Origin of the sequence: Paracoccus versutus (genome assembly GCF_000763885.1) — a bacterium.
Lineage (GTDB): Bacteria > Pseudomonadota > Alphaproteobacteria > Rhodobacterales > Rhodobacteraceae > Paracoccus > Paracoccus versutus.
Genome location: NZ_JRKO01000042.1, coordinates 29,775 through 52,698, shown reverse-complemented (window position 1 = coordinate 52,698; position 22,924 = coordinate 29,775). Strand labels below are relative to the sequence as shown.

Annotated in this window: 21 protein-coding genes; 10 read left to right on the top strand and 11 right to left on the bottom strand. The window is 68.6% G+C overall.

Going from position 1 to position 22,924, the window contains the following annotated elements; genetic code table 11:
• Positions 1-128: 128 nt before the first annotated feature.
• The 4 genes from xsc to sauS all read right to left on the bottom strand — a co-directional run bounded on the left by xsc (position 129) and on the right by sauS (position 6,551).
• Complete coding sequence (gene xsc / locus IT40_RS18295) at positions 129-1,910, bottom strand: sulfoacetaldehyde acetyltransferase (RefSeq protein WP_036758145.1); 1,782 nt, start codon at positions 1,908-1,910, stop codon at positions 129-131.
• Positions 1,911-2,135: 225 nt separating this feature from the next.
• Entirely contained in the window at positions 2,136-3,461 is a 1,326-nt protein-coding gene (locus IT40_RS18290) for an MFS transporter (RefSeq protein ID WP_036758144.1), read from the bottom strand.
• A 157-nt stretch (positions 3,462-3,618) separates the two neighbouring features.
• Positions 3,619-5,145, bottom strand: coding sequence for an AMP-binding protein (locus tag IT40_RS18285; RefSeq protein ID WP_036758143.1), 1,527 nt, complete (start codon positions 5,143-5,145; stop codon positions 3,619-3,621).
• Positions 5,142-6,551: an acylating sulfoacetaldehyde dehydrogenase gene (gene sauS, locus IT40_RS18280; RefSeq protein ID WP_036758142.1), complete on the bottom strand. Its 1,410-nt coding sequence runs from the start codon at positions 6,549-6,551 to the stop codon at positions 5,142-5,144. Before sauS ends, IT40_RS18285 begins: the two co-directional genes overlap by 4 nt.
• Before the next feature lie 207 nt (positions 6,552-6,758).
• Here sauS and IT40_RS18275 point away from each other — a divergent pair, with 207 nt between their 5' ends.
• The 3 genes from IT40_RS18275 to IT40_RS18265 all read left to right on the top strand — a co-directional run bounded on the left by IT40_RS18275 (position 6,759) and on the right by IT40_RS18265 (position 9,982).
• Positions 6,759-7,793: a LacI family DNA-binding transcriptional regulator gene (locus IT40_RS18275; RefSeq protein ID WP_036758153.1), complete on the top strand. Its 1,035-nt coding sequence runs from the start codon at positions 6,759-6,761 to the stop codon at positions 7,791-7,793.
• A 318-nt stretch (positions 7,794-8,111) separates the two neighbouring features.
• Positions 8,112-8,378: a hypothetical protein gene (locus IT40_RS18270; RefSeq protein ID WP_036758141.1), complete on the top strand. Its 267-nt coding sequence runs from the start codon at positions 8,112-8,114 to the stop codon at positions 8,376-8,378.
• 278 nt (positions 8,379-8,656) lie between these two features.
• Complete coding sequence (locus IT40_RS18265; RefSeq protein ID WP_036758140.1) at positions 8,657-9,982, top strand: MFS transporter; 1,326 nt, start codon at positions 8,657-8,659, stop codon at positions 9,980-9,982.
• Between the two features lie 554 nt (positions 9,983-10,536).
• Here IT40_RS18265 and IT40_RS18260 read toward each other — a convergent pair.
• Positions 10,537-10,806, bottom strand: coding sequence for a hypothetical protein (locus IT40_RS18260; protein WP_036758138.1), 270 nt, complete (start codon positions 10,804-10,806; stop codon positions 10,537-10,539).
• Between the two features lie 97 nt (positions 10,807-10,903).
• On the opposite strand from IT40_RS18260, the gene IT40_RS18255 reads away from it, so the two are divergent.
• On the top strand, positions 10,904-11,290 hold the full coding sequence (locus IT40_RS18255; RefSeq protein ID WP_036758136.1) for a methylglyoxal synthase: 387 nt from the start codon (positions 10,904-10,906) through the stop codon (positions 11,288-11,290).
• A 254-nt stretch (positions 11,291-11,544) separates the two neighbouring features.
• On the opposite strand, the gene IT40_RS18250 is transcribed toward IT40_RS18255, so the two are convergent.
• Complete coding sequence (locus tag IT40_RS18250) at positions 11,545-12,696, bottom strand: YncE family protein (protein WP_036758134.1); 1,152 nt, start codon at positions 12,694-12,696, stop codon at positions 11,545-11,547.
• Positions 12,697-13,047: 351 nt separating this feature from the next.
• Between IT40_RS18250 and IT40_RS18245 the strand changes: the two genes are divergently transcribed.
• Positions 13,048-14,676: an ankyrin repeat domain-containing protein gene (locus IT40_RS18245; RefSeq protein ID WP_036758133.1), complete on the top strand. Its 1,629-nt coding sequence runs from the start codon at positions 13,048-13,050 to the stop codon at positions 14,674-14,676.
• A 73-nt stretch (positions 14,677-14,749) separates the two neighbouring features.
• Here IT40_RS18245 and IT40_RS18240 read toward each other — a convergent pair whose 3' ends face one another.
• Positions 14,750-15,223 carry a type 2 periplasmic-binding domain-containing protein gene (locus IT40_RS18240; RefSeq protein ID WP_208021313.1) on the bottom strand — a complete coding sequence of 158 codons (474 nt, stop codon included), beginning with the start codon at positions 15,221-15,223 and terminating at the stop codon, positions 14,750-14,752.
• Between the two features lie 54 nt (positions 15,224-15,277).
• Between IT40_RS18240 and IT40_RS18235 the strand changes: the two genes are divergently transcribed.
• The 3 genes from IT40_RS18235 to IT40_RS18225 all read left to right on the top strand — a co-directional run bounded on the left by IT40_RS18235 (position 15,278) and on the right by IT40_RS18225 (position 17,214).
• Entirely contained in the window at positions 15,278-16,204 is a 927-nt protein-coding gene (locus IT40_RS18235; protein WP_036758131.1) for an alpha/beta hydrolase, read from the top strand.
• A gap of 206 nt (positions 16,205-16,410) precedes the next feature.
• The gene (locus IT40_RS18230; RefSeq protein ID WP_036758130.1) at positions 16,411-16,605 is read left to right on the top strand and encodes a DUF1127 domain-containing protein; all 195 of its coding nucleotides are present in this window, start codon (positions 16,411-16,413) and stop codon (positions 16,603-16,605) included.
• A gap of 159 nt (positions 16,606-16,764) precedes the next feature.
• Positions 16,765-17,214, top strand: coding sequence for a thiol-disulfide oxidoreductase DCC family protein (locus IT40_RS18225; RefSeq protein ID WP_036758128.1), 450 nt, complete (start codon positions 16,765-16,767; stop codon positions 17,212-17,214).
• Positions 17,215-17,259: 45 nt separating this feature from the next.
• Here IT40_RS18225 and IT40_RS18220 read toward each other — a convergent pair whose 3' ends face one another.
• Both IT40_RS18220 and IT40_RS18215 read right to left on the bottom strand, forming a co-directional pair.
• A complete protein-coding gene (locus IT40_RS18220; protein WP_036758126.1) occupies positions 17,260-17,955 on the bottom strand; it encodes a gamma-glutamylcyclotransferase in 696 nt (231 codons plus the stop codon).
• A gap of 120 nt (positions 17,956-18,075) precedes the next feature.
• Positions 18,076-18,855: an aminoglycoside adenylyltransferase domain-containing protein gene (locus tag IT40_RS18215; protein ID WP_036758124.1), complete on the bottom strand. Its 780-nt coding sequence runs from the start codon at positions 18,853-18,855 to the stop codon at positions 18,076-18,078.
• Between the two features lie 235 nt (positions 18,856-19,090).
• On the opposite strand from IT40_RS18215, the gene IT40_RS18210 reads away from it, so the two are divergent.
• Both IT40_RS18210 and IT40_RS18205 read left to right on the top strand, forming a co-directional pair.
• A complete protein-coding gene (locus IT40_RS18210) occupies positions 19,091-19,624 on the top strand; it encodes a hypothetical protein (protein WP_116171122.1) in 534 nt (177 codons plus the stop codon).
• 217 nt (positions 19,625-19,841) lie between these two features.
• Positions 19,842-21,122, top strand: a complete 1,281-nt coding sequence (locus IT40_RS18205) for a replication-associated recombination protein A (protein WP_036758120.1) — start codon at positions 19,842-19,844, stop codon at positions 21,120-21,122.
• 98 nt (positions 21,123-21,220) lie between these two features.
• On the opposite strand, the gene IT40_RS18200 is transcribed toward IT40_RS18205, so the two are convergent.
• On the bottom strand, positions 21,221-22,267 hold the full coding sequence (locus IT40_RS18200; RefSeq protein ID WP_036758118.1) for a sulfotransferase: 1,047 nt from the start codon (positions 22,265-22,267) through the stop codon (positions 21,221-21,223).
• 28 nt (positions 22,268-22,295) lie between these two features.
• The gene (locus tag IT40_RS18195) at positions 22,296-22,886 is read right to left on the bottom strand and encodes a TetR/AcrR family transcriptional regulator (protein WP_036758117.1); all 591 of its coding nucleotides are present in this window, start codon (positions 22,884-22,886) and stop codon (positions 22,296-22,298) included.
• Between the last annotated feature and the right edge of the window lie 38 nt (positions 22,887-22,924).

The window sequence follows — 22,924 nt, the reverse complement described above, 5'->3', positions numbered from 1 at the left end:
GGCGCCGAGGGGGGCCCTGCCCCCCTCGCGCTTGCGCGGCCCCTCGATGGGGCCGCGCAAGCGCCCCCCGGGGTATTTGGGAACGGAGAAAGGCAGGGGACGCCCCGGCCTTCCGCCGCCGTCCCGCCTCAGGCCGCGCCCTGCTGGGGGCGCATGTCGGCCGGGTCGATGCCGGCGACCACCACCGGCTTCTTCATCGCGTCGCGGCGGAAGGGCTCGCCCAGTTCCTGGTTCAGCAGCACCTCGATGAAGGTGGTCTCGCGGTTCTTCATCTGCCGCTCGACCGCATCGTGCAGCGCCGCGGTCAGTTCCTCCTGGCTCTTCACCTGCACGCCGACGAGCCCGCAGGCCTGGGCGATCTTCGCATAGGAGGTGTCGCGGTCCAGCTCGGTGCCGACGAAGTTGTTGTCGTACCACAGCGTGGTGTTGCGCTTTTCCGCCCCCCACTGGTAGTTGCGGAAGATCACCATGGTGATCGCCGGCCAGTCCTCGCGGCCGCAGGCGGTCATCTCGTTCATCGAGATGCCGAAGGCGCCGTCGCCGGCAAAGCCGATCACCGGCGTCGAGGGATTGCCGATCTTGGCGCCCAGGATCGCCGGGAAGCCGTAGCCGCAGGGCCCGAACAGCCCCGGCGCCAGGTATTTCCGCCCGGCCTCGAAGCTCGGGTAGGCATTGCCGATGGCGCAGTTGTTGCCGATGTCCGAGCTGACGATCGCCTCCTTCGGCACCGCCTGCATGATCGCCCGCCAGGCCTGGCGCGGGCTCATCAGCCCGGCGTCGCGCCTGCGCGCGTCCTCGTTCCATTCGGTGCCGGGATCGTCCTCCTCGTGGTCCAGGCTCGACAGTTCCTGCGCCCAGCGGGACCTGGTCTGCGCCACCAGCGCCTTGCGTTCCGCCCGGCCGGCATCGCCGGCGGTGGGGGCAAGCTGCGCCAGGATGCCGCGCGCCACCTTGGCCGCGTCGCCCTGGATGCCGACCGTGACCTTCTTGGTCAGCCCGATGCGGTCGGCGTTGATGTCGACCTGGATGATCCTGGCGTCCTTCGGCCAGTAGTCGATGCCATAGCCCGGCAGGGTCGAGAACGGGTTCAAGCGCGTGCCCAGCGCCAGCACCACGTCGGCCCTGGCGATGATCTCCATCGCCGCCTTCGAGCCGTTGTAGCCCAAGGGGCCCATGGCCAGCGGGTGCGAGCCGGGGAAGCTGTCGTTGTGCTGGTAGTTCGAGCAGACCGGCGCATCCAGCCGCTCGGCCAGCCTGGCCAGCTCCGGGATCGCGCCCGACAGCACCACGCCGGCGCCCGACAGGATCACCGGGAACTCGGCCGCGGACAGCAGCTTTGCCGCCTCGGCCACCGCCTGCTCGCCGCCCGCGGGCCGCTCGAAGGCGACCACCTGCGGCAGCTCCACGTCGATGACCTGGGTCCAGAAGTCGCGCGGGATGTTGATCTGCGCCGGGGCCGAGTTGCGCCAGGCCTGCATGATCACCCGGTTCAAGACCTCGGGGATGCGCGAGGCGTCGCGCACCTCTTCCTGGTAGCAGACGCAATCGGCGAAGATGCGCATCTGCTCCATCTCCTGGAAGCCGCCCTGGCCGATGGTGCGGTTCGCCGCCTGCGGCGTGACCAAGAGCAGCGGGGTGTGGTTCCAGTAGGCGGTCTTGACCGGCGTGACGAAGCCGGTCACGCCGGGGCCGTTCTGCGCGATCGCCATCGACATCCGGCCGGTCGAGCGGGTGAACCCGTCCGCCATCATCCCGGCATTCGTCTCGTGCGCGCAGTCCCAGAACGTGATCCCAGCCCTGGGAAACAGGTCCGACACAGGCATCATCGCAGAGCCGATGATCCCGAACGCATGCTCGATCCCGTGAAGCTGGAGAACTTTCACAAAAGACTCCTCAGTGGTCATTCTCATTTTATTGTCCTTGCATTTTCAGTATATTATCCAATGGCGGCGCGCATAATTCGCTGTCGGCCCAGACCGGGAACATGCCGATCCCAAGGAAAGACATTTCGCATCGGCCCTGGCATCGATCGAACTGCTCCGGGTGATCCTTCGCATGCCATTTGGCTTGGCTTGGCTTGGCTTGGTTTGGCGTGGCGGGGGGATCGGACCTGCCCGGCAGGGCAGGTCCCTTCTTCATTTCGATACTGCGCCGGCGATCTGTGGATCGCAGTCCAGATCCTTGTCTTCGTTCGCGTCCTCGTTCGCTGGATCGTCGAGAAACGGACGGTCAGGCCGGATGAACAGTGCCATGCCCGCGCCCAGCAGAAGCAAGACCAGCGAGGCGGCAAAGGGCAGATCCCAGCGTCCGGTCAGGTCGATGATCAGCCCGAAGACGATAGGCGAGATCATCCCGGCCAGGCCAAAGCCGAAGTTCATGAAACCGCTGGCAGTACCGGAGTATTGCGGCGCGATATCCATCGGCGTGGCCCAGATCGGCGCCACGATCAGCTCGGCGAAGAAGAAGGCCGCGCTGAGGCTGATCGCCACCGTCACCAGATCGGTCGAGAACATCACCGGCAACATGCAGGCGAAGGCGCCCAGGAAGCCCAGGATGATCACGCTGATCCGCGCCAGGGCGACATTGCCGGTGCGGCGCAGGATGCCGTCGCTGAGCCAGCCGCCCGCCAGGTCGCCCACGACCCCGGCCAGGAAGACGCCGGCCGCGAAGATGGCGGATTTCTTCAGGTCCAGTTCGTGCTGGTGCAGGAAATAGGACGGGATCCAGTTCAGGAACAGCCACAGCGTCCAGCCATAGCAGAAATCGGTGATCGTCACCGGCAGCATCCGCTTGAGCAGCCGGCCCCAGGGCAGGGTCTTGCGCTCGCCCACGATCCTCTGGTCCGGCAGGGCCTCCAGTTCCTCGGGCGTGATGCCCTTGTGGCTGCGGGGATCGTCGCGGAAATACCACCACCACAGCGCCACCCACAGGAAGCTGATCAGGCCGACGATGACGAAGGCATGCCGCCAGGACAGCGCGATGACCAGGAAGGCGATCAGCGGCGGGGTCAGCGCATTGCCGAAACGGGCGAAGGCATGGGTGATGCCCTGCGCGAAGCCGCGCTTCTCGGCCGGCATCCAGTTCGACAGCGCCCGCGTGGCGGTCGGGAAGGCCGAGCCTTCGCCCATGCCCAGAAGCACGCGCGCGATGATGAGCGAGACCGCGCCCTCGACGAAGCCGATCATCACGGTTGCGGCCGACCAGACGGTGCCGCAGATGATCAGGGTCTTGTGCGGTCCCAGCCGGTCGCCCAGCCGGCCGCCGAGGATCTGGAACAGCGCATAGGGATAGGCGAAAGCGGAAAACGCCAGCCCCAACTCGAAATTCGACAGGCCCAGCTCGGCCTGCATGGCGGGGGCGGCGGTGCTGATGTTCACCCGGTCGATATAGGTGACCAGATACATCAGGCAGATGACGAACAGAACGCGGTCCGTCGTCCTGAATCGGGTAAGCCTTAGCATGTCTCCTCCCTGGATTATGCTGGATGTGTTGGCACGTCCGTTTGCGGCCCGTTGCGCGGTCCTCTGTTGAAGCTCCGCCCTCCTCCGGCGGGTCTTCGGGCTCCTGGCGGCGGGCCGTGTTCTTGGGAAACGACGCCTCCTTCCTGCCCCTCGGGCGCTATTGTGTCAGTTGCGCCAGCTTCAGGCGCTGGATCTTGCCCGAGGGGCCCTTGGGTAGCTCGGCCATCAGGTGGATCACCTCGGGCGACTTGAACTTCCCCAGCCGCTCCTCGCAGATCGAGATCAGCTCGGGCGCGCCAAGCGGCGAGCCGGGGCGCAGGGTGACGGCCGCCTCGACCCGCTCGCCGTAGCGGGCGCATTGGCGGGCGAAGGCCGCGGCCTCGATCACGTCGGGATGGGTATAGAGTGCCTCGTCGATCTCGCGCGGGGCGATATTCTCGCCGCCCTTGATGATCAGCTCCTTCAGGCGGCCGGTGACGAAGACGTAGCCTTCCTCGTCCATCTGGCCCAGGTCGCCGGTGCGCAGCCAGCCGTCCGGGGTCAGCGCGGCGGCGGTCGCGGCCGGGTCGCCCAGATAGCCGCGCATGACATTGGCGCCGCGCACGGCGATCTCGCCCTCGATGCCCGGCGGCAGCGGGCGCAGGTCGGGCGACAGGATCGCCACCTGGTTGCCCACCGCCCGGCCGGGCGAGCCGATCTTGCGCAGGCCCGGCGGCAGCGGGTTCGACAGGATCTGGGCCGCCGTCTCGGTCAGGCCCATGGTCTCGATGATGGGAATGCCGAAGCGGCGCTCGAAGCTCGACTGCACCTCAGGCGCCAGAGCCGCCGAGGCCGAGCGGCCGAAGCGCAGCCGCGCTCGGGCAGCCGGCGACGGCTCGCCCTCGCCATGCAGCAGATGCGAGATGATCGTCGGCACGACCGAGAACCAGCTGGCCTCGTGCCGGTCGCACAGGCCCCAGAACCGGCTGGCCGAAAAGCGGTCGCAGACCACCACCGAGCCGCCCGAGAGCAGCGGGCCAAGGATGGTCACGCAAAGCCCGTTGATGTGATAGATGGGCAGCACGCACAAGGCCCGGTCCTCGGGCCGCAGCTCATGTGCCAACGCCGTGGTCCAGCCGCCGGCCAGCAGGCTGGCATGGCTGTGCACCACGCCCTTGGGCCGGCCGGTGGTGCCCGAGGTATACATCAGCAGCGCATCGTCCGCGGCGCCATGCGGATGCGGCTCGGCCGGCGCGCAGCCGGCGGGCCAGTCGAAGCCGGCACCCGCCTCGATCACCACAGGCGCGGCAGGATGGGCGGCGAGCGCCGCCTCCAGCAGCGCGCGCTGGCCGGGATCGACCAGCAGGGCGCGGGCGCCGGAATGCGACAGCACATAGCCGATGGCATCGGCGCCGGCGATCAGGTTGATCATGGTGGCCCGAAAGCCGCCGTAAAGCGCGCCGTAAAGGCCCAGCACCGCATTGCGGCCATTGGGCATCATCAGCGCGACGCTTTCGCCGCGCTCCAGGCCCAGCCCGGCCAGATGCCCGGCGATGCGGGCGGCCTCGTCGCGCAATTCGCGCCAGGTCAGGACCGAGCCGTCCTCGGGAAAGACATGGCTGATCGTCCGGCCCTGGTCGGCGGCACGATGGTCCAGCCAGTCGCGGGTGGTGCCCTGCGGCGGGTTCAGCGGATCCAGCCTCATTTCCCCGCCTCCTGCCAATAGCTGCCGAAGATCTCGTCAAGCGCCGGCTCGCGCGGGGGAATTGGCCGCACGACGCGGGTGCGCTGCATGAAATGGCGCCAGTTCAAATTGGCGTCGATGGAGTTGCCGCCCCAGCTGCCGCAACCCATCGACAGCGAAAAGGGCAGGCCGTTGTCGAAGGCTCCGCCGGTCGCGAAGCAATGCGCCTGGTTGACGATGACCCGGCAGACCGGCAGGTCGCGGCCAAGCGCCAGCGGGCGATCGGCGTCGCGCGAATGCAGCCCGACCGAATGGCCGGCGCCCTGATGGCTCAGGATGCGGCGCGCCAGTTCCGCCGCGTGCTCGAAATCCCGCGCGCGGTAAAGCGCGGCGATGCGGCTGAGCTTTTCGCCCGACAGCGGATGGTCGGGACCGATGCCCTCGGTCTCGACCGCGATCAGCCGGGTGCCGGACGGCACCCTGCCGGCCAGCCCCAGCCGGTCGATCATCACCTCGGCATCCTTGGCGATGATCTCGCGGTTCATATGCCCGTCCTGCCAGAGCCGGGCCACGATACCCGGCGCTTCGGATGGCGGCAGGACCGCGCCCCCTTCGGCCGCAAGTGCAGCGGCGAAGGCGTCATAGACCGCATCCACCACGATCAGCGCATTTTCGGACGAACAGGATGTCGCATTGTCGAAGGTCTTGGAGGCGGCGATCTTGCCCGCCGCATCGGCCAGGTCGGCGGTCTCGTCCACGATCACCGCCACATTGCCGGCGCCGACGCCGATGGCGGGGGTGCCGCTTTCATAGGCGCGCCGCACATTGTCCTGGCTGCCGGTCACGACCACCAGGTCGGCGGTCTCCAGCAGGCGCTGGGTCTTGGCCTTGCTGCCTTGCCCTGGAAGCACCTGCACCAGGTCGCGGTCCTCGCCGATGCGGTCGAACTCGGCATGGATGAACCCCAGCAGCATCTCGCAACAGGCCACCCCCTTGGGCGAGGGCGACAGAACGATGGCATTGCCGCATTTCAGCGCGTTGATGATGTTGTTCGCCGGCGTCGCGGCCGGGTTGGTCGAGGGCACCACCGCGCCGATCACGCCGATGGGCCGCGCGATCTCGGCGATGCCGGTTTCGGGGTCGTCGGACAGGATGCCATGCGTGGCCACGCCACGGATGTCGCGCAAAAGACCCAGCGTCTTGCGATGGTTCTTGACGATCTTGTCGGCGACATTGCCCAGCCCGGTGCTGCGGACCGCCAGTTCCGCCAGTTGCCGGTTGCGTTCGGGCTGCATGATGGCCCAGCCGACGGCAAGGGCAGCCCGGTCATAGCGGCTCTGGCTGCCCCCCGCCTCGTATCCGGCCTGGGCGCTGCGCGCCCGCACCATCGCCGCGTCGACCGAAAGAATATCGTTCGAGATGTTCATACCTGTCATTTGCTCCTGCTCCCGGCAGTCCGCCCGCCGGGAAGGTGAATAGGTCAGCAGCCCGGAAAAACCGGGGCTCGCCCTGTCTGCAATGTTGGTCTGGCACGGCCTCCTCTTGCCGTGGTTTTCGACCCTAGGCCATGAAAACAGTCTTGCAACTGTTTTCATTAAATTTTATGATTCGCAAAAATATATGTGAAAAATCTGATGATTAAGCCAGATATTGTTTTCGTAGCCAATCTTGCAGGCGTTTCACCGGCGACGGTGTCGCGGGTGATGAATCACCCGGATCTGGTGCATCCGGCGACGCGCAAGAAGGTCGAACTGGCGATCGAGAAATCCGGCTATATCCGCAACCGCGCCGCGCAGGCCATGCATGGCAAGCGCAGCGCCACCATCGGTCTGGTGGTGCCGACCGTCGCCAACACCATCTTCGCCGAGGTGGTCCAGGCTTTTAACGACACGGTCAGCGAGCAGGGCTTCACCCTGCTCCTGGCCTCGCATGGCTACGATCTGGAGACCGAATATCGGCTGGTTCGCAAATTGCTGGAGCATCGCGTCGATGCGCTGGCGGTGGTCGGGCTGGATCACAGCGCCGGCACCTTCCGTCTGATCGCCGAACAGCGCGTGCCATTGCTGGCGCTCTGGAACTACCTGCCGGATTCGGCGCTGCCCTGCATCGGGGTGGACAACCGCGAGGCGGGGCGGATGGCAGCCGAACATCTGATCGCACTGGGGCATCGCCGCATCGGCATGGTCTTTCCCACCACCTTCGACAACGACCGGGCACGTGACCGCAAGACGGCGGCGACGGCTGTTTTCCGCGATGCCGGCATCGTGTTGCAGGATCGCTGGCAGGTCGAGGTGCCCTACAGCATCGCCCAGGCCAAGGCCGCTTGCCTGGAATTACTGGCGGGACAGGACCGGCCGAGCGCCTTGCTTTGCGCCAATGACGTGATCGCGCAGGGGGCGATCTATGCGGCGGCGCGGCTGGGGATCGCCATTCCCACCACCTTGTCGGTGATCGGCATCGGCGACTTTGCCGGCTCGGCGCAGATGGAACCGGCGCTCACCACAGTGCGCATCCCCGCGCAGAAACTGGGGGCCACGGCAGGGCGAGAGATTCTTGCGATGATTGGCGCGCCCGACCCCAATTACATGGTTCATAGCAAGATTGAATTGGAACTGATTATGCGTAGCAGCACAGCGATTGCGGTCGAGCTGTCCGGGGCGATCGTGTAGGTATTTGCAGCGGGGAAGGCGTATCCCCTTGTCCGCACGCAATGCATTGCTTTCGAAGGAATACAGCCGCATTGCCCTGTTCCATTCCGCCCCATTGCGGGGTCTCCGAACCGGGTCAGCCGGCCTCATGGGCCAGCGCCCACCTCCGCATCTGCGTGAGTTTCCCCGCCCGCCGGCAGCCGTGCCAAGCGCTCGGCTGCCGGCGGTTGGTCTTCCTGCAATCGCCGGGGCGGCGGGGATCGGCGACGGGGCGATAATTGCGCAGCTGCCGAGCGTCTCGATCAGGCGTTCGCGGCCTAGCCGGTCGGACCCCGCCTCATGGCGGAAGTGGAGCGCGGCGCCTGGGCGGGCCAGCTTCTTCGCCAGCCGCTGGATGGATGCGTTATCCTTGCGGGACTCGCCGAGGACGTGGCGGCGCTGGATTTCTTCGGCATTCCTTTGCGCTTGGCCAGTGGCGAGGTCGAGGAGCGCATCTTCGCAATTCTGGCCCGGCATGACGGCGACACGATGCTGGCTGATAGGGGGCTTGCCGCCGAACCGCGCAAATCCGACAGAACGGATGCGAAAGAACCGCGGCAAATTTGAGCGGGATTGCTTGCGGGTTTCGCGCCCGATCCGCTGAAAAAACCCTGGCTGGGCGGCCTGTGCGCCATGGGGATGCAGCCGGCGACGCGCGTCGAAAGCGGCGCCGGGATAGCCTTGGCGGCCAGGTGCCAGGCATTCGCCGGCAAGCCATGCGCCAGCCACCGCCTTCATGGCCTGCGGAGGAGCCACATCGTGGGCAAGCCATGGATCATGCGGATTTGCGAGGTTCCGCCGCTCTTCAGCGGAAGCCTCGGGCTTGAACGGAACGAGGAGGATAGATGGCCATTGCAATACTGTCGGGCGGGCCGGCGGTGCGGGACGCCCAGGGGCGCCTGCCTGTCGACGAGGCGCCGCTGAAAACCATTCACGTCCTGGCCGCCGCCGCCGTTCTGGGCGGCGCGGTGCTGGACGGCTATGTCCTGGGCATCGTCGGCCCGGCCCTGTCGCTGGCCGGAAACGAGATGCAGCTTTCCGCGCTGGCCCAGGGCCTGATCGCATCGAGCGCGCTGATCGGCATCTTCGTGGGCGGGCTGTTCTTTGGCAACCTGGCCGACCGCTTCGGCCGCCGGCCGGTGTTCGGCTGGAACCTTGCCGCCTTCATCCTGCTGTCGCTGATGCAACTGTTCGTCCAGGACGTCTGGCAACTGGTGGCGCTGCGGCTGGCGCTGGGCCTAGCCGTCGGCGTCGAATATGCGGTCGGCTCGTCGGTGCTGGCCGAGTTCTCGCGCCGCAGGGGGCGGGGGATGCTGCTGGGCAGCTTCTCGATCGGCTGGCAGGTGGGCTTCACGCTCGCCTTCATCGTGGGCGCGCTTTACCAGGGCGACAACTGGCGCATGCTGCTGGCGACCAGTGCCGTGCCGGCGATCATCACCTTCGTCTTGCGGATGACCCTGCCGGAAACCCCGATGTGGCTGCAAGCCAGGGGCCGCAAGGCCGAGGCGCGCGCTGTCGTCGACCGCCATTTCGGCAAGGAGTTCTACATCCCCGAAATCGAGCTGGGCGCGGAACATGCCTCGCCGCGCGAGCTGTTCACCGCCCGGACCTGGCGGCAGTCGCTTTATTCGGGCCTTTTCTGGTTCTGCCAGGTCGGCCCGTTCTTCGGCATCTTCACCTTCATGATGCCGGTGCTGCAATCCCTGGGCGTCGAGGAATCGGGCTCGGTCGACATGTGGCTGAACGCCATCCAGATCGCGGGCGCGTTCGCCGGCATCCTTCTGCTGCACTGGATGAGCCGGCGCGGCTTCGTCATCTGGACGTTTGCCATCATCCTGCTGACGCTGCTGGGCCTGGGCCTGTTCCCGCAAGCGCCCGCCTGGATCGTGCTGGGCCTGTTCGGCATCTACATGTTCGTGGCCCCGGCCGCCAACGACATCCAGTATGTCTATCCGCCCGAGATCTTCGACACCCATGTCCGGGCCACCGGCGTCGGCTTCTCGGCCGCCTTCTCGCGCATTTCCGCGGCGGGCGTGACCTTCCTGCTGCCCTGGCTGATGCAGACCTTCGGCTTCTCGGCCACGCTGACGATGATGGCGGGCTTCCCGTTGCTGGGCCTGGTCCTGTCGATCATGTGGGCGCCGGAAACCAAGGGCAAGCACCTGAGCTGAGCGCCTCATTCAGCAAGAGACGACCAGCCGCCCCTCCCTTGCCGGCGCAAGGGGCGGCTGGTGACGGCGCCGGCAGGACATCCGGTCCGCCGCAGCCGAGGGTGAAAGGGCCGGGCCGGGAAGGGTCTTTTCCGGGCGTCCTGTCCAGGCGGGTCTCGCCACCGCCGGGCACGGATCGGCTTGCCCGGCCTTCGACAAGCTCTCCGCCGCCGGGACGAGCCGGGCCGGCAGATGCCGGACGCCGCGGCGGGGGTTTTCAGCGCGACCCGTTGATCCAGCGTGCCGAGCTCGCGTCCAGCACGCAACGCGGCCCGGCCCGCGCCACGATTTTCGGGGCGATTTCGGCGATGGTGGCCTCGGTGCGGGCCTTATCGCCCGCGGCTCTCCACTACCCCCGGTCGCTGCCGGCCGGGCTGGACGGCGATCGGCGTCACGCCGATCCTGCATCCCTGCATCCCTGCATCCCTGCATCCCTGCATCCCTGCATCCCTGCATCCCTGCATCCCTGCATCCCTGCATCCCTGCATCCCTGCATCCCTGCGCCGGCGCGGCGATCATGCGGGGTCCGCGAGCCTTGCCTTGATCTTCCAGCCGGCATCGTCCCGCCCCAGCAGCCAGGACTTGCGCGCGATGGAGGTTCCTGCCGCGGTGCGATGGCTGGCGATTTCCAGCCGGAACCCTTCGGGGCAAGGCGACAGGCGGCCCGGCACCTCGATCCCGTCGGCAAGGCATATGACGACATCGGTCCCGGCCGCGGGCAGATCGCCCGGCAATGTCGCGCGGCATCCCGGATAGGCATGGCTGTCGCCGAGAAAGATCTGCATCACCGCTCGCCCCTGAAAGTGCTTGCCATCATTAACTCGACTTGCGGCGGGCAAACCAATATGATTGCGCTAACAACAGCTATCTTGCGGAGCCTGCATGGATATTCACGCCGACCTGGCCCTTGTCGCGCATGACGGCAAGAAGGACGACCTGATTGCCTGGGTCGAAGAGCGGATCGACCGGCTGCGGCCGCTGTCGCTGGTCGCCACCGGCACCACCGGAGCGCGGATCCATGCGGCGACGGGGCTTGATGTGGCCCGGCTTCTCAGCGGCCCGCTGGGGGGCGACGCGCAACTGGGGGCGATGATTTCCGAAGGGCGGCTGAAGAACCTGATCTTCTTCATCGACCCGCTGTCCGCCTTGCCCCATGACGTGGACGTGAAATCGCTGCTGCGGCTGGCGATCCTTTACGATGTGCGCCTGGCCGTGAACAGCAAAAGCGCGGATGCGGTGCTGGCGGCCATCGACGCCGATCCCCGCTGAACGGTGGGGCGATCCTGCGCCCCATCCTTTCCCGGACTGTGGTTCTTTGGCGTCGATTTCGAAGGTTTCCGTCGGAAAATGCCCTGGCGATCTTGCGGGCTCCGCCGGCCTGACGCGCATCGCGCGAGGCGTTCTTCGGGACGGCGGGGTCTGCGCAGGCTGACCCTGCGCGCAAGGTTCCAGGATCTCGTGCCGGCCAAGCCCAATGGAAAGGGGCCGGGATGATCCGGCCCCCGATGCCCTTGCGCGGGCGGTCACAGGTCGATGCGCGCCACGCTCTCGTCGCTGTTCTTGGGTGCGCCCTCGGCGGATTTCACCGTCGCGAACAGCGCGTTCTGCCCGGCGTCGAAGGCCAGGCTGTTCGGATGTGCGCCCGTCTCCAGCTTTTCCAGCAGGTCATAGCTGTCGGTGTCGAAGACGCTGATGCTGCCCTCGGCCCGGTTGGTGACGTAAAGCCGCCGGTGCTCGCCGTCGAAGCGCAGGGCGACCGGCCCCTCGCCGCTGGCCATGCGCCTGATCTCGCTGCCGTCCCTGGTGCTGAAGACGAAGACCTGGTTGCCCTCGCCCCTGGGCTGGTAGTCGGGAAGCGCCTCGGCGCGGTATTTGGTGACGCGCGGATGGCCCTGGTCGGTGGCGAAAAGCCGCCCGCCCTCGGCGTCGAGCGCAAGGTTCAGCAGCTGGTCCGCCCCGGTCTCGACCGTGCTGACGATCTCCAGCGTCCCGGTATCGACGGCGAAGAGCTGGCCTTGCAGGTTCGAGACATGGACCCGGCCCGCCGCAGGGTCGATGGCGATGCCGGTGGCGTTGTAGCCAAAGCCCGGCACGACCTTTTCCACCTTCATCGCCTCGGTATCGACGACATAGAGGCTGGAGCCCGTGGGGTGCAGGCCCGGCGCATAGAGGCGATGGTTCTGCGGGTCCAGCGCCAGTTCGCGGAAATGGTGGGGATAGGCGTCCTCGCCTTTCTCGTCCTTGATCTTCTCGGCAAGCTGGATGGTGCCGACGACCTTGTTCGCGGCCGTGTCGATGACGATGACGGCGGCGTCCAGCCCGGCGCCGACATAAAGCCGACCGGCCGCGTCGTCGTTGGCAAGGCCGAAGCCCTTCCGGTCCAGCGGGATCTCGGCCTGGACGGCCAGGGTCTCGGGGTCGAGGCGCAGGATGCGCGAAGGCGCCGCATTCTCGCCGAAGCCGCCGGCCGAGGCCGCGAACAGCGCACCTTGGCGGGGCGAATGCACCAGTTCGTAAAGCCCTTGCGCCAGGGCGGCGGTCCTGATCCGGGCGTCCTGCCGGACCGCGGCCGGATCGGCCTGCGGCGCCGGGGCCGCCTGTTCGGCATGGGCGGCAAGGCCGCAAAGCAGCGATGCGGCCAGGGCGGTGGCCAGTCGCAGGGATGGATGTCGCATGGGGTCTCCTTCCGTTTTTCCGGGAGTCTTGCGGATCGGGCCGCCGCCCTTTCCTTGCATCCGGGTGGTGGCCTTGCCCTTGGGTCCAGGGGCCGGAAGCTGCCTGCCGCACGCCTTCCGCTCTAGCCCGATTTCCCGCGGGATGCCAGTCCGCGCGCCGTCGCAGGGGGGTGCGGCGGATTTCCCGCCGTTTGACAGCCCCGCCTGCGCGACCTAATCTGCGGCCAGCGGTCCAAGCCGCTTCCAGACCCGCGGAAAGGGCCGAGCCCACTTGACCCGACGCCTGATCGTCGAACGAACCTTTGTGCTGCCGGATTGCGGGTCGTCGGCATCGGATGCACCGAGGGTTCCATGAGCGTTCTTCCCGAACGACCCGATCTTGATCAATTGAAACGGCAGGCTAAGGAGCTTTTGCGGCTTTGCCGCGCGGGCGATGGCGGCGCGCTTGACCGCCTGCGCCGCGGCTTGCCTGCGGCAAGGGGGCGCGGCGACGCGCAGGTCGCGGCGGCAGGCTGCCGGCTGCATGATGCGCAATCCTGCATCGCGCGGGAACATGGCTTCGCGTCCTGGGCGGCGCTGAAGGCCTTCGTCGAGGCGGCGTGGCCGCGCGGTTTGGAGCTCGGCGCGCTTGCCGAGGCTTTCGCGCGCTTCGCCTATGCCGGGGATATTGCCGGCGGCACCGGCAATGCGCGCCCGGAACTGGCGGTGCGGCTGCTGCAGGACCAGCCCCGGCTGCCGCTGGATTTCCCGATCATCGCCTGTGCCGCGGGGGATGTCGCCGCGGTGCGCCGCGCGATCCTTGCCGATGCGGGCTGGGTGCATCGGCCGGCGGGGCCGCTGTCCTTGCCGCCTCTGGTCGCCGCGACCCATTCGGGGCTGTTGCAGCTGCCGGCATTCCGCCCGCGCATCCACGCTGTGGTCGGGCTGCTTCTGTCCGCCGGTGCCGATCCCGACCAGCGGGTCGGCAGCCGCTGGCCGCCCGCCTCGGTCCGGGAACCGGACGCCGGCCTGCCGCTTTCCGCGCTTTACGGCTCCGTGGGGCGCAATCACGACGCCGATCTTGCGCGCCTGCTGCTGGAGGCTGGCGCCGATCCGAATGACGGCGAGTCGCTTTACCATTCGCTCGAGGGTCTCGGCTGCACCGATCTGCTGCTGGCGGCGGGGGCGGTCGTCACCGGCACCAATGCGCTGTTCCGCTGCCTAGATTTCGACGATATTGCGCGGCTTCGGCTGTTGCTGGATCATGCCGCCGCCGCGCCCGAGCTGCGCGGCGGCGCCCTGCTGTTCCATGCCATCCGCCGGCGCCGCTCGCCCGCGCATGTCCGGGCGCTGCTTGCGGCAGGCGTCGATCCCGGCGCGCGGACCGGGGATGGCACCGATGCGGCCGCGCTGGCCCTGCGCTATGGCCTGCCCGAGGTCGCGTCCCTGCTGGGCCGGCCGGACGCGCTGTCGCCCGAAGAGCGCTTCATCGCCGCCTGCACCAGCGCCGATGCGGCCGAGGCCCGGCGGATGCTGTCGCAAGCCCCCGGACTGGTCGCCCGCCTGGACCCGGCCCGGCTGCGGCTTTTGCCGGATCTGGCGGCCGAGGGCGCCGGCGATGCCGTCCGGCTGATGGTCGAGCTGGGTTGGCCCATCGAGGCGCGCGGCGGGGATTGGAACGCAAGCGCGCTGAACCACGCCGTCTTCCGCGGCGATAGCGCCCTTGCCGAATTCCTTCTGCAGCATGGCGCGTCCTGGCGGGCCGGGCAGGGGTTCGGCGACGATGTGTCCGGCACCCTGGGCTGGGCATCCTTGAACCGGCCCGTGCCGGAGGGCGACTGGATCGGCTGCGCAAGGGTGCTGGCCCGGCATGGAATGGCGCCCTTCGGCCGCGATCCCGCGACGCCGGACGCGCTGCTTCTGGAAGGCCGCCGCCGGTATTTCTCGCCGGAGGTGGCCGATTGCCTGCTAAACGAAGCGGCCGGGGATCAGGGGCCGTGACGGGCCTGCTGCCTGTGGCAACGGCATGGGCCCGGATCGTCCGGCGTGCGGCTTTCGGGGCGTCGATACGCCATCACCCGCGCCAGCGCAGGGTTTCGACCAGCAGGGTGAAGGCCGACGAGGCATGGTGGCGGTGGGGATAATACAGGTGATAGCCCGGCAGGTCGGGCGTCAGCCGGGCCAGGACGCGCCGCAGGCGGCCGTCGTCCAGATCCTGCCGGACTGGTCCAGCGGCAGATAGGCCAGGCCGTGGCCGTCCAATGCCGCATCGCGGATCAGGTCGATGCTGGTCAGGACCAGCGGGCCCTCGACCCGGACGCGGGTTTCCCGGCCGCCGCCAGCCGTTCAGCGGGCCGCTGGTCGGCAGCCGCAGGTTGATCGCCCGGTGGTCCACCAGCTGCGCCGCAGCGGTCGGGGGCGCGTGCTGGCGAAAGTAGTCGGGCGACCCTACGATGGCCATGGGAATGTCCGGCCCGATCCGCACCGCGATCATGTCCCTGGCGATCTCGCCGCCCAGCCGGACGCCTGCGTCGAAGCGATCCGCCACCACATCGGCCAGGCCGTAATCGAGGGTGATCTCGACCGCGAAAGGAACCGGACAATGACCAGGATCAGCTTCACCAACAGCAACAACCCGGCGATCACCATGGCGGCGGTCGTCCACCTTCCCCAAGGCTTCGACGCGGCCAGGACATGGCCTGCCATCGTCGTGTCGCATCCCGGCGGCGGGGTGAAGGAGCAGGCGGCGGGCACCTATGCCGCCCGGCTGGCCGAGCAAGGCTTCATCGCCATCGCCTATGACGCCAGTTACCAGGGCGAAAGCGGCGGCACCCCGCGCCAGCTGGAAAACCCGCATATCCGCACTGAGGACATCAGCGCCGTCATCGACTACCTGGTGACTCTGCCCTATGTGGACCGGGCGCGGATCGGCGCGACGGGGATCTGCGCGGGCGCGGGCTATACCGCCAATGCCGCGATCCAGGACCGCCGCATCAAGGCGATCGGCACGGTCGGCGCGGTCAATATCGGCGCGATGTTCCGCAACGGCTGGGACAACGACGTCCGATCCAGCGACGCGCTGCCGCTGATCGAGGCGGGCTCGAACGCCCGGACCTCGGACGCCGCGGGCGGCAGCGCCACGATGCCGCTGGCGCCCCTGAAGGAAGCGGATGCGCCGAACGAGGAACTGCGCCAGGCCTGGGAATACTATCACACCCCGCGCGCGCAATGCCCGACCGCGCCGGGCTTCGCCACCCTACGCAGCCTGAACCAGATCATCACCTATGACGCCTATCACATGACCGACATCTACCTGACCCAGCCGATGCAGATCGTGGCGGGCAGCAAGGCCGGCAGCAAATGGATGAGCGAGGATCTTTTCGACCGCGCCGCCAGCGCCGACAAGGCCTTCCACGTGGTCGAGGGCGCCAACCACATGGATCTCTATGACGGCCGGGAATACGTCGATGAGGCGATCTCGGTGCTGGCGCCGTTCTTCGCGGCCAGGCTGAAGGGCGCGTCGCAGTAGCGCCATCCGCGATCTGGTTGCGGCTTGGGCTGCGGCGGGGTCGCGCCTTCGGCAGGGGTCATGGCCCTGCGCTGGGTGCTTATGCTGCGGCGCAGAATGCATAGCGGCTTTGCCGGGATCACGGCTACTTTCCGCGATTTGCCCAGCCTATATCCGCCTTGTCCGCAACATGCCCGCTGGATGGGCAAGATGAAAAAGGTGCCGAGATGTCCGCTGTCGAAATGAGCCATAACCATGCTGCCGGTGGCCTGGGCCAGGTCTTTGCCCGCGCGACCGCAATGATCGCCGCCTGGAACAACGCCCGCATCACCCGCCGCGAACTGGCCCGGCTGACCGACCGCGAACTGAACGATATCGGCCTGACCCGCGGCGATATCGAGCGGATCGCCCGCGGCGCCTGAGGCCATCGCCATCGATGAACGAACCCCGCTTTACCGCGGGGTTTTTTCATGCCCGCCGGCAGGGCCATGGCCCGGCCCCCTGGGCATCCCTCCGCGGCTGGACGACCGGCAGGCACGAAGAGGCTTGCCCGGCCGCCGTCCCTGGCCGATGCTGGCGGCATGACCGCGCCCTATTCCTTTCGCGACGATCCCTTGGTGCCGCGTTTCGACGATTCCGCGCCCCTGGCCGTGATGGATGCGGAATGCGCGCTTTGCAGCTGGGGCGCGCGGATGATCCACCGGCTCGATCGTTCGGGCAGGGTGCGGATATGCCCGGTCCAGACCCCGCTTGGCGCGGCGCTCCTGCGCCATTACGGGCTGGAGGCAGAAGACCCCGCAAGCTGGCTTTTCATCGAGGACGGCATCGCCCATGCCGATTGCGATGCGGTCCTCTATGCCGGGCGGCGGCTTGGCGGGCCCGGCAGGCTGGCCGCGCCGCTGCGGATCCTGCCGCGCGGGCTGCGCAACTGGCTTTATCGGCGCTTTGCGCGCAACCGCTATCGCCTGTTCGGCAGGGCGGACATGTGCGCCTTGCCGGACCCGGCGTTCCAGCGGCGGCTGCTGCGCTGACCGCGGCCGCCCGTCGCGCGCGGGTTCGCCGCCAGCGCCCGGCGGTCATTCGTCCGCGCCATCCGCCCCGGCCTCGATCTCTTCGGCCACGAGCTGCTGGAGCGTCCAGATATAGTCGTCATGGATGCCGTGTTCCGCCAGCCCGCGGACGGTGCGCAGCAGGTATTCCGCGCCCGATCCCGCGGCCCCCGATGCGCGGGCCAGCCGCCGCGCCTGATCCTCGACCGTCAGTTCGGCAAGCTGGGTGCCGATCGGGTCGGCATAGAAGGTCAGCGCCTCTTCCCGGCCGCGGGCGGTCTCGACCTCGATCCAGCAGGCGTTGGCCGAGAGTTCATGGGCGACAAGCTCGCGCCGCAGGATGGCGCGCAGCGACTGCGCCTCGGTCCCCTGGGCGATGTCGAGGACCAGCCCCTCGCAACTGCCGCCCGAGGCCAGCGCCAGCATCAGCCCCGGCCGCTCGGGCGTGCCGCGGAAATGCTCGAGCGAGATCGAGAAGCGGCGATGCCAGCCGATGGCGGTGGCGCGGCGCCGGGCGCCGACGGCAAAGCCGGGGTTCCAGATCAGCGAGCCATAGGCAAAGACCGGGATCGGCCGCGGCCGGTCCTGCGTAAGCCGGTCGGCCAGCAGGTCCAGATCGGCATCCTCGAGCATGCGCCAGCGCGGATCGTGCAGCGGCCCCTGGGCCGAGGCGACGCGGGCGACGTGATCGTCCGACAGCAAGATGGGGCGGCAATTGGTCATGGGGATTCCTGCAAGCGGCGACTGGTTCACCCGCGCAGGATTTCCGCGGCCGAGGCCGCCGGTCAACCCCGAAACCGGGCAAGGCCGCATCTCGGGGGCCGCGGGACGGGTCGCCCGCGATCACAGCAATGCGAGGATGCGATCCCGCAGATGCTGCGCCAGCCGCCGCGCTTCGTTGCCGCGAAGGCGGCATTCCTCCGCGGCCTCGCCCAGATAGGCCCGCCGGGCATGATCCAGCACCGCGGCATCCTGCGGGTCGGGGATCTGCGGCATCGCCCATGCCGCGGCCGCGTCCTTGGCGACGAAGGCCCCGGTGCTGGCGGTGTGCCACATGCGGGCCAGCGTCAGCAGCACGTTGCGCCCGTCCCCCGGCAGTCCCGCCAGCAGCGCCGGCAGCGCATCGCGCATGGCCCGGCGGATATGGCCCAGGGAGATTTCGGGCAGCATTTCGGCTGCGGGCGGGCCGAAAAGCGGCCTGGCCTGCCGTTGCGCCTGCGCCAGCAGCAGCGTGTATTCGGGATCGCGGCTGGGCAGGGGGCTTTCGCCCGCCTCGAAATCCCCCCGCAGCCATTCGCCATAAAGGAACTCGGCCCTGGCCGGAAAGCCATGGGCAAGGTCCGGGGCGCGGACCACCAGAAGCTCGATGCAACGCGGCCCGCCGGGCCTGGCGGGATGGCGGGCGGAAATCCGCAGCAGGGCCGCCAGCAGCCTGGCCCGCCGATCCCCGGCCAGGCCCTGGGCGACGATGGCGAGCAGGTCGATGTCGCTTTGCGGGCGAAGCCCGCCCGACACCGCCGATCCGTGCAGGTAAAGCGCCAGCACCGCCTCTCCGCACACCTCCTTCAGCGCGGCCATGACCGCCGGGATCTGGTCGGGGCTTTCCGCTGTGCTGTCCCGCATTCCGCCTTGCTCCTTGAAAGGCGTGACTATCACGGGGAAAGCCGCTTGTCCCCCCGTCGCGCTATCGTCGGCCGCCTTGTCCGACGTGTTCGTCGCCGGGTGCCGCATCCGCCGCCGCTGTCCGACCCGATTTCGGGCAGGATGTCGCAACGGCGCGGCCGCCCCCTTGCGGGCGCCGGTCCCCGTGCCTAAGTCCTGCCCGTGACCCGCCGGCAGCGAAAACAGAACAAAGGGCATGCTGACGATGCGTTTTCTGCTGACATTCCATTGCGAGGCGACCGGCCAATGGCGTTGCCTCGACACCGCGCTGCTTCCCGCGTTCCGGTCGGGCAGGGCCGAGGATCTGCCCGCCGCCCTGCGGGCCGAGCCGGAACTGGTCATGCGCTGGCTGCTCGGGCGTTATGAGATCGCGGATGCGCTAGTCCCTGCCACGACAGCGGCGCAGACGGGTCAGGGGGACGCGATCGCGGTCTATCCCCTTGGCGCCGACCGCGCGGTCATCGGCTTCGAGAATGCGTATAACGGCGCCTGGCTCGAGATATTCCTGCTTGAGAACCGGCCCATCGGCTTTGTCGCCGCCCACAAGCGGCAGGTCTTGCCGGCCGGCGGGGCGATGGCCTCGTTGAAGATACGGGCGGCGCGGCCGCTGCATGCCTCCGACCAGGCCTGCCACCTGACGGTGAGCCGGATCATCGAGCATCGGCAGATATGGGCCGAGCAGCGCAGGGAGGGTGCCGATCGGGTGGCCGCCCTGACCGAGGAAAGCTGAGCCGGGCCTGACAGGTTTTCCGGGCGTTCGGCCCGCATGCGCCGGGAATGGGCCGAGGATGTCTGCGGATCATGCGGCCCTGGGCTTTCCCCTCGGGATCGTCCGCGGCCGGGTCCAGGGTGGCCTCGGCCGAAGCCGCAGGGCGAGGGGCAAGCTTCATTGCCAGCGCTTGGCCTTCCTGTTACCCGGAACAAAACACGCACATGGTGGAATCCGCATGAGCGATCTTTTCGACGCCGCCCCGCGCCAGGGCCGGCTGCCGCTGGCGGCGGCGCTGCGCCCGGCCACGCTGGACGAGGTCATCGGGCAGCAGGCGCTGACCGCGCCCGGCTCGATCCTGCGCCGCCGCATCGCGGCCGGGGCGCTGGGCAGCGTCATCCTCTACGGGCCGCCGGGGATCGGCAAGACCTCGATCGCGCGGGCGGTGGGTGCCATGCTGGGCAAGAGCTTCCGGCCGCTGAATGCCACCCGTGCCGGGGTCGCCGACATCCGCCGCCTGGCGGACGAGGCGCGGATGACCCCGCTGCTGATCTTCGTCGACGAGGTGCAGCGCTTTTCCGCGACCCAGACCGACGACCTGCTGGCGATCTGCGAGGATGGCACGGCCGATTTCATCGGCGCGACCACCGGCAACCCCTATCACGTGCTGACCCCGGCGCTGGTCTCGCGCTCGACCATCCTGAAGCTGGAGCCGCTCTCCATCGAGGACATGGAACAGGTGGTGCGGCGCGGGCTGGATCACCTGCCCGGCGTGGCGATGACGCCCGAGCAGATCCGCCTGGTCGCCGGCCGCTCGGGTGGCGATGCGCGGCGCGCGCTGACCACGCTGGAAAGCCTGGCGCTTGGCCATGACAGGCCGGTCACGGAGGCGATGATCGAGGAAGCCTATGCGGCAGCGCCGATCAACCACGACCGCTCGGGCGATGCGCATTACGACGTGGTCTCGGCCTTCATCAAGTCGATGCGCGGCTCGGACCCGGACGCGACGCTTTACTGGCTGGCGCGGCTGATCCATGGCGGCGAGGATCCGCGCTTCATCGCCCGGCGCATCATGATCCATGCGTCCGAGGATGTCGGGCTGGCCGACAACACCACCCTGCAGACGGCGGTGGCCGCGGCTCAGGCGGTCGAGAAGATCGGCTATCCCGAGGCGCAGATCGTGCTGGCCCATGCCGCGCTGCATGTGGCGCGGGCGCCGAAATCGGCCTCGGCCTGCCGCGGCATCATGGCGGCGCTGCAACTGGTCGCCTCGACCCCGCCCGCCCCGGTGCCGCTGCACCTGCGCGACGCGCATTACAGGGGGGCCGAGGCGCTTGGCCACACCGGCTATGTCCTGCCCCATGACGACCCGCGCGGCTGGGTCGAGCAGGACTATTCCCCGATCCCGCCCGGCACGCTTTACCAAAGCGATGCCCGCGACGCCGCGACCTTCGAGAAGCGGGCCGATGAATATTGGCGGAAGGTGACGGGGCGGCCACCGCACGGGCCGCAAACCTAGGCTGGTCGAGCATCGGCCTTGCCAATATGCCGGGCAGGCGCCCACAGGCGGCAAACCATTCTTGCCGCCGCAAAGGCGGCCGCCCTTGGCTTTCCCGGCTAGGACGAGGGCGAAGCCGCTTCAGCACCCGCGCCGGAGCAAAAGGCGGCAAGCGCCGCCTCGCCGGGGGCGCAGGCGCGTTCCAGCGCCTCGCGCTCGGCAGGGGAAAGGGCGGCCAGGCGCGACGGGCGCAGCTGCGGCATGGCGGCGGCCCGGTCGAGCCATGCGGCGGGGGTGCCGGCCTGCAGATGCGCGCCCAGCCTTTCGATCCAGGTGCGGGGGTCGCGGCACAGATCCTCGTGGCGCAGGATCATCGGCCGGGCGCCGCGCAGCCCTTGCAGGCCGCGGATGGTCAGGGCCGACCAGAAGGCCCCGGTTTCGGCAAGGCCGGGACGGCGGGCGACGATGCGCCGGACGCCGGACGGCCCGCTGATCGCCGCGACCAGTGGCCATAGGGCGCCGCGCCCGAAATGCCGGCGCGGGTGCAGCAGGTCGAGGCCCAGCGGCCCGAGCCTGCGCCAGCACCAGATCGCCAGCCGCGCGGCGGGATAGTCGCGCATCGACAGCGCCGTGTCCGGCCCGTTGCGCGCCAGCAGCACCAGCGCTGCATCGGGAAACATCTCGCGCAGCGTGGCCGCGGCCACCAGCGACCCGCCTGACCGTTCCACCCAGATCTCGCGCCCGCCGATCTGCCAGGCCATCGCCTGGAAAAGCGCGCGGTAATGCGCGGCCAGCGGGGCCGGGGCCCGCGCGCGCATCTGCCCGGCCAGCGCATCGAACAGGGCATCGGGGTTTTCGCTCAGATGCGGCAGCGTGACCGCCAGGATCGGTGGGCAATGCCACGGGTCATGCGCGGGGTGCTGCACGCGGCCGTAAAGGAACTCGGAGGGCGCGGCATCGGGGTTCGCCACCTGCGCCATGGCGCGCGAGGGCCGGGCCATATGCGCCCAGAACCGCGCGCCGTCCAGATGCCGCGGGCGAAAGGCGTTATGCCCGGCGGCGGCGAAAAGCTCGGAAACCGACAGGACGGCCGGATGCGCGTTCAGGATCTGCGACACCAGCGTCGAGCCGCAGCGGGCCGAGCCCAGGATCAGCGCCCCGCGCATGGCCGGTTCTGCAATCTTGTCCGGGGCATCATTCGGCCCCGGCACGGATGGCGGCGATCATGCGCTCGACCGCGGCATGCGCCAGGTCCATGGGCTTTTGCCTGGTGATCAGGTCCAGCCGGTCGATGGCCGCCAGGGCGACGATGCCATGCACCGACAGCAGCAGCTGCTCGGCCAGCAGGCGCGGGTCGCCCTTGGGCTTCAGCGCCGCCACCGGCTGGGTGATGCGGCCGATCAGCCCGTCGATCTGCGCCAGATACCAGTCGGGAAAATTGTTCGAGATGCGCGGCCCCTCGAACAGCGCCCGCCAGACCGCGCGGCGATCCAGCATGAAGGTCACATAGACCTCGGCCAGCGCCAGCAGGCGTTCGCGCGGCTCGGTCTCGCGCACCGCATCCACGGCGATCGCCAGATCGACCAGCGCCTGCCGGTTCACCTCTTGCAGCACCGCGCTCATGCTGTCGAAGAGGTTGTAGATGGTGCCGGGCGTCGTCTTGACCGAACTGGCCAGCGCGCGGGCGGTCAGCGCCGCCGGCCCGCCTTCCTCCAAAAGCAGCTTCGCCGCCTCGATCGTGCGGGTCCGCAGGGCGTCGTGATCATATCGTCTGGGTCTGGCCATGGTGTTCCTGAACTATGTTCAAAAATACGCTTGACAGG